Annotated in this window: 11 protein-coding genes; 2 read left to right on the forward strand and 9 right to left on the reverse strand. The window is 34.2% G+C overall.

Features of this window, described 5'->3' with window-relative positions; genetic code table 11:
* Positions 1-123 precede the first annotated feature (123 nt).
* From KA909_RS02330 to zapA, 4 genes are all read right to left on the reverse strand, one after another.
* Positions 124-2475 carry an endonuclease MutS2 gene (locus tag KA909_RS02330; RefSeq protein WP_210125258.1) on the reverse strand — a complete coding sequence of 784 codons (2352 nt, stop codon included), beginning with the start codon at positions 2473-2475 and terminating at the stop codon, positions 124-126.
* A gap of 9 nt (positions 2476-2484) precedes the next feature.
* The gene (gene polX / locus KA909_RS02335) at positions 2485-4197 is read right to left on the reverse strand and encodes a DNA polymerase/3'-5' exonuclease PolX (RefSeq protein ID WP_075109220.1); all 1713 of its coding nucleotides are present in this window, start codon (positions 4195-4197) and stop codon (positions 2485-2487) included.
* A 74-nt stretch (positions 4198-4271) separates the two neighbouring features.
* A complete protein-coding gene (locus tag KA909_RS02340; protein ID WP_075109219.1) occupies positions 4272-4793 on the reverse strand; it encodes a CvpA family protein in 522 nt (173 codons plus the stop codon).
* Entirely contained in the window at positions 4794-5060 is a 267-nt protein-coding gene (zapA, locus tag KA909_RS02345; protein WP_016930711.1) for a cell division protein ZapA, read from the reverse strand.
* Between the two features lie 277 nt (positions 5061-5337).
* On the opposite strand from zapA, the gene rnhC reads away from it, so the two are divergent.
* A complete protein-coding gene (rnhC, locus tag KA909_RS02350; RefSeq protein ID WP_210129933.1) occupies positions 5338-6270 on the forward strand; it encodes a ribonuclease HIII in 933 nt (310 codons plus the stop codon).
* Between the two features lie 218 nt (positions 6271-6488).
* Here rnhC and pheT read toward each other — a convergent pair whose 3' ends face one another.
* The 5 genes from pheT to KA909_RS02375 all read right to left on the reverse strand — a co-directional run bounded on the left by pheT (position 6489) and on the right by KA909_RS02375 (position 12069).
* Positions 6489-8891, reverse strand: coding sequence for a phenylalanine--tRNA ligase subunit beta (gene pheT, locus KA909_RS02355; protein ID WP_210129934.1), 2403 nt, complete (start codon positions 8889-8891; stop codon positions 6489-6491).
* Entirely contained in the window at positions 8891-9949 is a 1059-nt protein-coding gene (pheS, locus tag KA909_RS02360; protein ID WP_016930714.1) for a phenylalanine--tRNA ligase subunit alpha, read from the reverse strand. The genes pheT and pheS overlap by 1 nt, the downstream gene beginning before the upstream one ends.
* A gap of 364 nt (positions 9950-10313) precedes the next feature.
* Positions 10314-11054 carry a TrmH family RNA methyltransferase gene (locus tag KA909_RS02365; protein ID WP_193839515.1) on the reverse strand — a complete coding sequence of 247 codons (741 nt, stop codon included), beginning with the start codon at positions 11052-11054 and terminating at the stop codon, positions 10314-10316.
* A gap of 204 nt (positions 11055-11258) precedes the next feature.
* Positions 11259-11432, reverse strand: coding sequence for a 50S ribosomal protein L32 (rpmF, locus tag KA909_RS02370; RefSeq protein WP_001830121.1), 174 nt, complete (start codon positions 11430-11432; stop codon positions 11259-11261).
* An 82-nt stretch (positions 11433-11514) separates the two neighbouring features.
* A complete protein-coding gene (locus KA909_RS02375) occupies positions 11515-12069 on the reverse strand; it encodes a YceD family protein (RefSeq protein WP_053029167.1) in 555 nt (184 codons plus the stop codon).
* Positions 12070-12195: 126 nt separating this feature from the next.
* Here KA909_RS02375 and KA909_RS02380 point away from each other — a divergent pair, with 126 nt between their 5' ends.
* Positions 12196-13341: a nucleotidyltransferase gene (locus tag KA909_RS02380; RefSeq protein WP_193839516.1), complete on the forward strand. Its 1146-nt coding sequence runs from the start codon at positions 12196-12198 to the stop codon at positions 13339-13341.
* Positions 13342-13344: the final 3 nt, after the last annotated feature.

A 13344-nucleotide genomic window follows, 5' to 3' on the forward strand; every position in this document is an offset into this window, starting at 1 on the left:
TGCTCATTTACTAATAATCTGTCAATAATCATCAAATCTCATTCATCTTATTTTATTTTCACTGGCTTAATTGTACGTTATTTTCTAAAAAAATCAACAACACTGCTTAGACGTCAATGTAACTTATTTAAGTTCAGCAACTGTTACGCCAAAGCCGCCCTCACTTGGCATACCGCCACGATACGATTTCACACTTTTATGTTTCTTTAAGTGGTTTTGAACGGCTTTTTGAAGTGCCCCAGTGCCCTTACCATGAATAATATAAACTTGTTCATAATTGCTGAGAACGGCTTGATCAATATATTGATCTAATTCGCCTACTGCTTCTTCATAACGATAACCACGTAAATCTAATTCCGTTTTAATCGTTTGACGATTTTGTCTAGTGACCATTTTAGATGGTTTTTCTTTTTTCTTTTTAGTCTTTTCAAGATCTTCAATAGGTAATTTCATTTTAATGATACCCATTTGAACCACTGCTTCTTCTTCATTTACGAGTTCTAAGACTTCACCTTTTTGACCATACGATAACACTTTAACCTCGTCACCTGCATGGATTTCATCATATTTTTGTTTTTGAACATTTTGTTTTAACGATTTTGCTTCATATTGATCATCTAATTGTTTCTTCTTATCGATAAGCTCATGTTCTTTAACGTCGGCACCTTTTTGATCGCGTAATGTTCTTAATTCTTTTAAGATTGAATCCGCTTCTTTAGTCGCAGATTTGACACGTTGATTTGCTTTTTCTTTCGCTTCATCCATCAATTTCTTCTCGTAATTTTTATATTGTTCATATTGGTGTTCTAAATCATCATGCGTTGTTCTCGCTTCTTTTAACAGTCTATCTAATTCAATTCGTTGTTCATCGACACGTTTTGAATTCTTTTCAAGAGATTCAATCATTGAATTTATTTCTTGTTCGTCCGTTCCAATCATCGTCTTAGCTTTATTAATAATACCTAAGCTAAGTCCTAATTTACGAGAAATATCAAATGCATTTGAACGACCAGGTACACCCATTAATAATTTATAAGTTGGGCTTAACGTATTAACATCGAATTCAACGCTAGCGTTCATCACACCTTCACGATTATAACTATATGCTTTCAATTCTGGATAATGTGTCGTAGCCATGACTAATGAGCCAATATCGCGAACGTGGTCTAAGATACTCATCGCTAACGCCGCACCTTCACTTGGGTCAGTACCTGCACCTAATTCATCAAATAATACTAAACTATTTTTATCAGTCTCTCGCAAAATTTCAACAATATTTTTCATGTGTGAAGAGAACGTTGATAATGATTGCTCAATGGATTGTTCATCACCGATATCACAATAAACATTTTCAAAGACACTTAATTGGCTACCATCTAAAGTAGGAATGAGCAACCCTGATTGCGCCATTACGATAATTAAACCAAGTGTCTTCAATGTAACTGTTTTACCACCTGTGTTAGGCCCTGTAATAATCACTGTTTCAATATCATCAATAAATTCAATCGTATTGGCTACAACCGAATCTTTATTTAAGAGCGGATGGTAAGCATTCGGTAGGTAAACCGTTCTTTCTTTATAAAATGTAGGTTTCGTTCCCTTTATTGAACGTGCATAACGCGCTTTAGCAGTTAAAAAATCAATTTGACCCATAACAGATTCAGCAATTAGGCAACCATCTGCTTCAGCAGCAACCATACCTGTTAATTCTGTCAGGATACGCTCACGTTCAACTGCTTCGTCATTTCGTAAACGGCTAATTTGATTATTCATTTCAACAATAGATGATGGTTCAATATAAAGGGTTTGACCAGAGGCAGATTGATCATGCACAATACCTTTAAAATCTTGTCGATATTCCGCTTTGACTGGAATAACATTACGATCATTCCTTACAGTAATAATCGCATCAGATAATTTCTTCTGATTAGCCTGACTCTTAACGATACGATCTAAATTTTGACGAATGCGTTGATTCGTACTTGAAATCTTGCTACGTATCCCTTGTAATTCATAACTCGCGCTATCATACAAATCATGTGTATCGCATTTTTCATTTATTTCTTGAAATAGATCTGACAAAATTGGTAATTGGTTCATTTTGTCATTCAAAATTGGATACTTAACAACGTTCTCATCTTCTTCTAACAATTGATTATAAAATGTTTTAAACTGGTTCTGAACTTGTATCAAACGTTTAACCAAATTAAGTTCTGTTACATTAAGTACACCGCCAATCGTTGCTCGATGAATTAATGGTGAAATTTTGGCTAAACCACTTAAACTTGGTAAACGATGTTTATTATAAATTTGTGATATTTCATCTGTCTCATTCATTTGAAATTCCACTGTTTCAAAGTCTGTGGCTGGAGACATCTTAGACACTTTTTCACGTCCTAAGTCACTGATTGTCTCAGAAGCAACAAATGACTTAATTTTATCAAATTCTAAGACGTCTAATGTTTTTTGTCTCATACAATCCCTCTATTTCTTCAACTTTTTATTATTCTCAACAAAATCTTTAAATGCTTGACGAGACATCGTGTTTATTACTCGTTCTTTGTTTACAAATCCCTTTTGAGCAGTTGCTACACCATATTTCATAAAGTCTAAATGGTCTACATGATGTGCGTCTGTATTGATTGTTAATGTGACGTTAGGATATTTCCTTACTGTTTCAGCATTTAAATCCAAGCGTTTAGGATTTGCGTTAATTTCCATTATCGTATTTGTTTCTTCTGCTAATTGCATTAATTTTTCGATATTCGGTTTGTAACCGTCTCGTCGACCAATAATACGTCCTGTTGGATGTGCAATGTGTCGAACATATGGATTTCGACATGCATTTTCCAAACGTTTCATAATTTCTTCTTCTGATTGGTTAAAACTTTGATGAATGGCTGCAATGACGTAATCAAGTTGCGCTAACACTTCATCATCATAATCTAACGAACCATCAGGCAAAATATCCATTTCTGTGCCTGAATATATATCTATTTCTGAATACGCTTGATTGAGTTTTTTGATTTCTTCATTTTGTCGTAATAAACGTTCTACTTGTAAGCCATTAGCGACTTTTAAGCTTTGTGAATGGTCAGTAATCACCATAAATTGATAGCCTTTTTTGATATTTGCCTCAATCATGTCTCGGATAGAATACGCACCATCACTATATGTGGTATGCATATGAATATCTCCATTGATATCATCTAAAGTAATCATTTGACTTAAATCTTTATCAAATTCGCTGCCATCTTCTCTTAGCGCAGGTGCTATCCATTCACTACCGAAATGTTGATAAATCGCTTCTTCGCTCTCTAGCTGTAGTAATGACCCATCTTGCTGTTCAATGCCATATTCACTTACTTTTTCATTTTGCGCTTTGGCCATCTGTCTAATGCGAATATTATGATCTTTAGAACCTGTAAAATGTTGTAATGTATGGTAAAACGCAACTGGTTCGATAAGTCGGAAATCTACACCAATCGTTTCATCATCGTACGTCAACTCTAATGATACTTTGGTCTGTCCAACAGCAACATCTTTAACTTTATTAGGTATATTTAAAAGTTGTTGTTGTACTTTGTCTGGATGCTCCGTACTGATAATATAATCTAAATCCTTACTCATTTCTTTATATCGACGGAAACTACCCGCTTCGGAATATTTCTCAATATCATCTATGGTTTCCAAATAATCGATAATGATACGATTTAAACCACGCATTGTATCAATTGGGTAACGGTCTTTTTTAGCACCTAAAGCTTTAACTGCTTCAAGTATATTTTGTTCGGTTTTTTTAGCGAAACCACTCAGTTCGCTCACTTTCCCATTTTCACAAGCTGATTGTAGACTTTCTTTATCAGTAATATTCAGTTCTTTGTATAACTTAGCTATTTTTTTGCTACCTAATCCCTGAATCTTCATTAATGGTATTAAACCTTCTGGAACAAGTTGTTGCAATTCTTTCAAATAACTTGATTCACCAGTATTACGATATTCATTAATCACATCGCCTACACCTTTACCAATTCCTTTTAACTCAGTGACATCTTCTATTTCATCAAGTGGACGCTCATCAATTTCTAAACTTTGCGCCGCTTTTCTATATGCTGAAACTTTAAACGTATTGTCTCCATTTAATTCCATATAGATAGCAATTTTTTCTAATAATTGAATTACATCTTTTTTTGTCATTCCAATCACTCCATAAAAAGAAGACCAGGACATTTAACAAAGTAGCCTTGTCCTGACCTTATATCAGTTTTGTATTATAAATTTAAAATGTAAGACGAGAAAAATGGTGTATGAAATAAGATAAGTTTCCCTATGTACGCATGTTGTAAACTATGTTGTATCCACTCAATCGGATACAATGCTAGCACATATATGAATAACTGAAGAATAACGACAGCCATGACTACACTAATTAAACTACCAAAGCGTCTACTTATTTGATTTATCATTCGATACGTCACTATATTATCAAAAGTAATTATAATAAGATATAAAATCAACTTACATATTGAGGCAATGAGTAAAAATGCCATCACTTTATCAAAACGTTGCTGCAAATCATTAAAATGAAATGCATATGCCATATCATACGCAATCGTCTTTGGAAACGGTAAAAAGACAATTAATTGTTGACTTATACGTTGGTAAAATTGATGTGCTATGATAAATGACACTATCGTCGAAAATAAATGTAAACTATTTAACCATATTCCTCTTCTATACCCCATGATAAGACTATATACAATAATGATAATGATCGTTAAATCAATAATCATCTATTCTTCTCTTTGCTTTAATTGTTGTATTTCTTGTAATAATTTACGATTTTCTTCTTCTAGTTTAACCTTTTCATGCATAATGTTTACTGCAGTTAGAATTGATTTTCTAGTGGTATCCAATCCGGTTGATTTACGTCCCATTTCTCTTAATTTTTCATCTACTAAATGTGCTACATAACGAATATGCTCCGGGCTGTCCTCACCAATGATGGTATAATTCTGATCGTTAATCGTGACATTGATTCGATTTTTAAATTCTCCCATAGCAATAACTCCTGACATTATTTATTCTTAAAGCTATCAATGGTTACACGTAGATAACCACATCGTCTCGTACTTCAATTGAATGCAATTCTTACATAATTTATAAAGTAGAATATCACAACTAATTATACATTAGGATATGTTGTTTGGTAAGTAGCGATTACGGAATCGTTATAAATAATACATCTAACACACGTTATCTATTCTGAAGTGTAATCATAATATGTTATGCTTATCTATGTTTTATTATATTTTGAAAAGTGAGGTCAACTAGCGTATGGCAAACGTCGTTCATAAATTATCAGAATCTGAAATCCAAGACTTATTACAACACATTACATTTGAAACATCACAATTACCTCCAGGCATGAAGGCACGGACGAAATATAATCAAGCTGTAATTAATATATACAATTCAGGTAAAGTCATGTTTCAAGGTAAAAATGCAGAAGCTGTCGCACAACAGTTGCTTCCAGGACATTCAACCTCTTCTACCAAACCAACAACGTCTCAACAATCATCTGACCAAACATTGGCCTATAATCATTTTAATTGTATTGGTAGTGACGAAGCAGGTAGTGGCGATTATTTTGGACCTTTAACTGTATGTGCCGCTTATGTTTCAAAAGAGCATATTCAAATTTTAAAAACGCTAGGTGTGGATGATTCCAAAAAATTAAGTGATCAAAAAACAATTGAGCTGGCCGAACAATTAATCACATTTATTCCGCATTCTTTATTAACATTGGATAATCCCAAATATAACGATAGACAAGCGATAGGTTGGTCACAAGTTAAAATGAAAGCTGTACTTCACAACGAAGCTATTAAAAATGTAACGCAAAAAATAGACTGCAATGACTTAGACTACATCGTGATTGATCAATTTGCTGTACGTGGTGTTTACCAACGTTACGCATTAAGCGCACTCCCCTATCCAGATAAAACAAAATTCGAAACTAAGGGGGAATCTAAATCATTAGCAATTGCAGCTGCGAGTATTATTTCTCGATATGCTTTCGTTAAACATATGGATCATATATCACATAAAATGAAACAAGTAATTCCTAAAGGGGCCAGCAATAAAGTAGATTTGATAGCCGCGCAAATCGTTGATAAACATGGGATTGAAACACTAGATGCGATTTCTAAGAAACATTTTAAAAATCGTGATAAAGCGCAACATTTAGTGACTAAAAAGTATCAATAAACATTAAAAAGCTAGGATAAACTAATAAGATAAAGCTAATTTGAAAATGCACAGTAGCTGACTGATTTGAAAACGCGCTTAAATCATTTTTTCAAACCTAGTCAACATTCTAGCGAGGCCCCAGCAAAGAGCATTTCACTAAAAATCATACACGCAAAGTAAGATGGGAGCGGGACAATGAATTGATTTAAATTTCTGTCCCGCTCCCTTTCCTACGATTATCTAATTGTAGCGCCTTGTGCTTGTAATGCTTCTAAAATCTTATCGTGAACTTTAGATACTCGTTCATCAGTTAATGTATCTTCAGTATCTAGATAATTCAAACGAATTGCTATTGATTTTTTACCTTCTTCTAAATGTTCACCTTCATAAACATCAAATACTAATGTACTTTGTAAGATATCCTCACCATTATCATGAATGGTTTGTTTTAATTCTGAAGATGGCACTTCATGATTGACTTCTAACGCAATATCACGTGTTACGCCAGGGAATCTAGGAATTGGCGCGTAATTAATGTATCCTACTGCTACGTCCATCATTGCATCATAATTTAATTCGAACACATACGTACGTTTTAAATCATTATCTGCAGCAACTTGTGGATGCAATTCACCAATAAAGCCAATTTCTTTGCCTTCTAACGACACAATTGCTGTGCGCCCTGGGTGTAAACCTTTAATTTCTCCTGCTTTATAGCTCAATTCTAAGTTTAATTTTTCAGCTACTCGGTCTACAACACCTTTGGCGATAAAGAAATCAATTTCTTCTTTTTTACCTTGCCAAGCATTAACAACATATTCTCCCGTTAAAATACCACTTAGATATTCAATCTCATCTGGAAGTTCTCCTTCACCATTGCCAAAGAAAACACGACCAATTTCATATAATCTCACATCTTTATTTTTACGTGCGACATTATATGCAGTTGCTTCAATTAAATGCGGTAATAAACTTTGACGTAACGTTGCGTGTGCTTCACTCATCGGCATTAATAAACTGATAGTTGGACGTTCTTGTAATGCAAAGTCTTTCGCATGTTCTTTAGACACTAATGAATATGTGATGGCTTGGTTTAATCCAGCACCTTCAAGCGTTTCTTTAACTGTACGAGTTTTATGTTGACGATCTGTTAATTCTCCACTTGTAACTTCTCCGAAAATCGGTAATGATGAAGGGATTTCATCGTAACCGTAAATACGTGCAACTTCTTCAATTAAGTCTTCTTTAATTGAAATATCTTTACGACGTGACGGCACATTAACCGTTAATGTATCATCATTTTGTTGCGTATCAAATCCTAATTGTTCAAAGATTGCTTTAATTTCATCACTTGATAAATCAAAACCAATCGTTTGATTCACTTTATCAGCTGTAATATCAATTGGTGTCACAAATGAACCTAAGTCACCTGCTGATACTCTATCTTGTAGTACTTCACCAGAAGCATATTCTTGCAATAAGTAACATGCTCTGTCGACCGCTTCATCGACAAATTCCGTTGCAATACCTTTCTCGAAGCGACTAGAAGCTTCACTACGTAAATTTAAACGGCGTGAAGTATGACGAATTGAAACTGGATCGAATATTGCGCCTTCAATCACTACATTGGTCGTTTGGTCTGTTACCTCTGAGAAGTCTCCACCCATTACACCAGCTAATGCGATAGGTTCTTGCCCATTCGAAATAACGATATCAGTGTCCACTAATGTGCGTTCAGTATTATCTAATGTTGTCATTACTTCATTATCTTTAGCTTGGCGTACGATAATGTCTTGAGAACCGATATGGTCTTGGTCGAACATGTGTAATGGTTGGCCATATTCTAATAATACATAGTTTGAAATATCAACAACGTTATTAATTGGACGAATACCTGCTTTAATTAAACGTGCTTGCATCCATATTGGAGATGGTGCGATGGTTACATTCTTAACAACACGCGCACTATAATATGGCACCTTTTCAGGGTTATCAATTGTAACTGATAATTCATCTAAAGCAGAAGTTGCAATTTCATTACTTTCAGTTGACGGTTTCGTCATTTCAGTTTGATATAACGCTGCCACTTCGTAAGCTGTACCAACCATACTTAATGCATCAGCACGGTTTGGTGTTAAATCAAATTCCATTACTTGGTCATTTAAATATAACGCAGTTAAAGCATCTGTACCTGGTTCAACTTCATTAGGAAAAACAAAAATTCCATTCTCATATGCTTTAGGTACTACATTGCTTGAAATACCAATCTCTTGTAATGAACAAATCATACCTTCAGAACGTTCACCACGTAATTTAGCGCGCTTAATTTTAATGCCTCCTGGTAAGCGACCACCCACTTTCGCTACAATAACATGTTGACCGGCATCTACATTCGGTGCACCACATACGATTTGAACCGCTTCTTCTTCACCAATGTCTACTTGGCAAATGTTTAATTTATCTGCATCGGGATGTTTTTCTTTTGATTGAACATAACCAACCACTAAATTTTTAATATCTTTTGTATAATCAATAATGTCATCCACTTCAATCCCTGTACGGGTAATACGCTCAGCTAAATCTTCAACCGAAACATTTGCGTTAACGTAATCTTTTAACCATTCATTTGAAATCAACATTATGCTTCACCTCTATCTTCAACAGCTTTAAATTGCTCAAGGAATCGAACATCATTTGTATAGAAATGACGAATATCTTCAATGCCGTATTTCAACATAGCGATTCGATCAGGCCCCATACCAAATGCGAAACCAGAATATTCATTTGAATCGAAACCGGCCATTTCAAGTACATTTGGATGTACCATACCCGCACCTAAAATTTCAATCCATCCTGTATGTTTACATACGTTACAGCCTTTACCTTTACATTTGAAACATGATACATCCACTTCAACAGAAGGTTCAGTGAATGGGAAGTAGCTAGGACGTAATCGAATTTCACGGTCTGCACCAAATAATTTTTTCGCTACTAATTCTAATGTTCCTTTCAAGTCACTCATTTTGATATTTTTATCAACTACTAATCCTTCAATTTGAGTAAATTGATGACTGTGTGTCGCATCATCTGAATCACGACGGTAAACTTTACCAGGACAAATAATTTTAACTGGTCCTTGTCCATTACGTTTTTCCATTGTACGTGCTTGTACAGGAGATGTATGTGTGCGCATCAAGATTTCATCAGTGATGTAGAAACTATCTTGCATATCACGTGCTGGATGCGATTTAGGTAAATTTAATGCTTCAAAGTTATAATAATCTTGTTCTACTTCATAACCATCAACAATTTCATAACCTAATCCTAAGAATAAATCTTCAATTTCTTCTACTGTTCGTGTTAAAGGATGTTTAGAGCCAATACTGATTTGACGACTTGGCAAGGTCACATCAATGGTCTCTTCTGCTAATTGTTGATTTAGTTTTTCATTTTTTAGAAGTGTTTGTTTTTCGTCTAATTCAGTTTGAATGGTTTGACGTAATTCATTCACTTTTTGCCCATATGCTGGCTTTTCTTCATTCGGTAAATCTTTCATATTTTTCATCAAGCCACTTACTGAGCCTTTTTTACCTAAATATTTAACTTTTACATCTTGTAATTCGCGTTCATTTTGAGCTTCATTAATATCAACAAGTGCTTGTTGTTTTAAATCAGCCATAGAATCGTTTTGTGTCATTGACTTACACCTCTTATTTTATGTTCACTTTGTGTTTTACTATTTTATTCATAAAAAAAGACTTCCATCCCAATAACTGGGACGAAAGTCTTTCCGTGGTACCACCCAAATTTATGCTTACGCATACACTTGCAAACGTTGTTAACGAAGACATACTCCGACTTAAATTTCTTTAAGTAACCAAAAAGATGAAAGAAACTAATTCGTGTTGGAGTGAATTACAGTCACGTTCACTCTCCCTGTACAACACGTTCTATTAGTTAAAGTCTTTTTATCGGTTATATTTTAAATTTTTATGCATTGATTTACCAATTTACATTATTCGTTGTGTATCTCTAAGTATAGCCGATTTTAATTCTCAGGGTCAACCTTTCAAATGATAAAGTAATATACTACCTGCGATGGCTACATTCAAACTTTCCGCTTTACCATAAATCGGGATTGTTAAATTTTGTGTAGTTTCATTTAACAATGCTTTGTTAACGCCTTCGCCTTCATTACCTAGTAATAAAGCAAACGTTTCTTGAGAAGCTACTTCTTTATAAGGTTGCGCATTTTCAAGTGCCGTACCATACACAGGACCATTAAAGTCAGTTATAAACGTCTTCAAATCTGTAGTAATTACTGGGATATGGAAGACACTGCCTTGACTTGCGCGTAAAACTTTATCTTGATAAGGGTCAGCCGTACCCTTTTCCATAACAATTAAATCAATGCCTGCTGCATCAGATGTTCGAATCAAAGTCCCTAGATTCCCTGGATCTTGAATTCTATCAATTAACAATACTTGTTTGGCTTGGTTAATGTCATATTCTGGCTTTTCAATTACAGCGAAAAATCCTTGCGGTGTAATCGTACCGGATAGTGATTCAGCCACTTTCATATTAATTTCATACGTTTCTTCCGCGTAATCTATAAGTGCCTCATCTGTTCTATTTGGTTCAATCACAAATAATTGTTTAATCACGATGCCACTTTGGTATGCTTCGTCAATAAGATGAATGCCTTCAATGAGTGCATGTCCTGTTTTATCACGATCTCTTTTTTTCTTTAATTTATTCGCATTTTTTATTTTATTATTTTGAACTGACGTAATTTGTTCCATAATTATCTCCATTATTGTAGCTAGATTGTTTTGTTTACACATTTATATTAACATAATCAAATTGATTATAATGAAGCCTTTATTATAATGCGTAAATTCATTACATTTTAAAGCACATTGCATTTAACGCTTTAATTATCGATAAAAAAAGGAAGCAATGAACAAATTAAAATTGTTCATGCTTCCTTCAAATTCATACGTCGATTATTTAGAAACGACTTCTTCACCATTGTAAGAACCACAGTTTTTACATACGCGGTGAGATAATTTGTATTCGCCACAGTTTGGGCATTCAGTCATACCAGGTACTGAAATTTTGAAGTGAGTACGACGTTTGTTTTTTCTAGTTTTAGACGTTCTTCTTTTTGGTACTGCCATGATATATCCTCCTTAATATTAAACACATATCTTAAGTGTTAGGTCATTAAATCATTATACAATAATTTAAAACAACCTGCTATTACTCTTTATCGTATAATTGTTGTAATTTTTGAAGCCTAGGATCAACTTGTTGCGTTTGGGAATCATTATTGTCTTTTTCTTTTTCAAGTTCGATCATTTGATCTTCGTCAATAACTTCCCAACCATTACCTTCTGTAAGCATTTGATCGCTATTCTCAGAATATGCTCTCATCGGTTTCTCAATGATAACCAACTCTTCAGCAATGTTTCGAATGTTAATCATACCATCAGTCGCTAGATGATAATGTTCATCTTCTTCAACTTCTTCATCGGTATAACTATCATAACCTTCTAAATCAAATATTTCAGATGTACGCACGTCTAAAGGAACTTCTACAGGTACAAGCGTACGTGCACAAGGCATTGTATACGTTCCAGTTAAATGCATATCTGCAATAACTTCATTTGATTTAACAGTTAATTCACCTTCAACATTGATTTCTGATAAATCAATCAAGCCTAAGGGTTCTATTAAATGTTCAAAATTCGCCGTTTGATTAAATTCAAATGGTTTATCTTGATATTTTCTTAATTGCGTTATTGACCATTTCATATGGCTTCACCTCTAACAAACACAAAATTTATTTTAACTTTACAAGTATAAGTTGTCAAGATTTTTTCTTAACATACTTTCTTCTGTTACAATACTAATAATGAATACTGAGAGGATGAATTGCAAATGAAAAGTGTTGGACTGATTTCTGAATATAATCCATTCCATAACGGTCACTTATATCATGCCCAACAATCTAAGTTACAGTCTAATGCTGAAATCGCTATTGCAATCATGAGCGGCAATTTCGTTATGCGTGGCGAACCTGCAATCTACAACAAATTTTTACGTACTAAGATGGCTTTATCAGGTGTAGATTTAGTCGTTGAACTCCCAACCATTGCCAGCCTATCATCTAGTGATTATTTTGCAACATTTGCAATTAAAGTCGCTCACTATTTAGATATTGATACGATAGCATTTGGCAGTGAAATTGATGATCTTGCACGCCTTGAAAAGGTAGCAGCAAACATCAATGCACTTGAACAGTCATCACTTTTTCAAGATTTAATTAAGCAAGGCAATCATTATGCCAAAATTATTGATGACTTGGTTGAGGACCCCGATGTCTTACGCTCACCGAATAATATACTAGGTGTCGCATACATAAAGGCAATCAATACCATTGATCCGACGATTACTAAAATTGCTATTCAACGCCAATCTGCAACGCATCATGATCAAGACATTAAACATGACACATTTGCAAGTGGCTCAGCTATAAGACGAGCCTTAATAAATAACGATAATATTTGGAAGGATGTTGTACCATCCAATATAACTTGCCTATATGAGAAACCACACCTATTAAAGCAACAGACATTTAATTTTATTAAATATAATATTTTGAGTCGTTCTTCTACAGAATTGTCACAAATTTATACAATGTCCGAAGGCTTTGAACACCGACTTAAAGCAAATATTCAAAGTGCACCGGATTTTGACACATTGATGTCATTAGTTAAGACCAAGCGTTTCACATATACGCATATTCAACGTGTATTGATGCAATTATTGTTGAACATAAAGAAAGATGCGTTCAAAGAGGATATTGAGGGCGTACGTATTTTAGGAATGACACCTCAAGGGCAACAATATTTAAAGTATTTAAAAAAGAAATTCCCAAATCGTTCTTATGTGACAAATATAAATAAGAAGACAGCCACTTTATTTGAAAATGAAATTAAAGCGACACAAATTTATAATTTACTATCCGGTCAAATAGCTAATGATTTTAATACCCCAGTGATTATTAACAAAAGTAGTATGTAAGAG

Source organism: Staphylococcus sp. GDX8P54P, from assembly GCF_017893165.1.
Lineage (GTDB): Bacteria > Bacillota > Bacilli > Staphylococcales > Staphylococcaceae > Staphylococcus > Staphylococcus borealis.

Coding starts and splice junctions, on each gene's coding strand:
- pheT (WP_210129934.1), bottom strand. CDS start 8,891: ATGTTGATTTCAAATGAATGGTTAAAAGATTACGTTAACGCAAATGTT.
- KA909_RS02375 (WP_053029167.1), bottom strand. CDS start 12,069: ATGAAATGGTCAATAACGCAATTAAGAAAATATCAAGATAAACCATTT.
- rpmF (WP_001830121.1), bottom strand. CDS start 11,432: ATGGCAGTACCAAAAAGAAGAACGTCTAAAACTAGAAAAAACAAACGT.
- zapA (WP_016930711.1), bottom strand. CDS start 5,060: ATGGGAGAATTTAAAAATCGAATCAATGTCACGATTAACGATCAGAAT.
- polX (WP_075109220.1), bottom strand. CDS start 4,197: ATGACAAAAAAAGATGTAATTCAATTATTAGAAAAAATTGCTATCTAT.
- KA909_RS02380 (WP_193839516.1), top strand. CDS start 12,196: ATGAAAAGTGTTGGACTGATTTCTGAATATAATCCATTCCATAACGGT.
- KA909_RS02365 (WP_193839515.1), bottom strand. CDS start 11,054: ATGGAACAAATTACGTCAGTTCAAAATAATAAAATAAAAAATGCGAAT.
- KA909_RS02340 (WP_075109219.1), bottom strand. CDS start 4,793: ATGATTATTGATTTAACGATCATTATCATTATTGTATATAGTCTTATC.
- pheS (WP_016930714.1), bottom strand. CDS start 9,949: ATGACACAAAACGATTCTATGGCTGATTTAAAACAACAAGCACTTGTT.
- rnhC (WP_210129933.1), top strand. CDS start 5,338: ATGGCAAACGTCGTTCATAAATTATCAGAATCTGAAATCCAAGACTTA.
- KA909_RS02330 (WP_210125258.1), bottom strand. CDS start 2,475: ATGAGACAAAAAACATTAGACGTCTTAGAATTTGATAAAATTAAGTCA.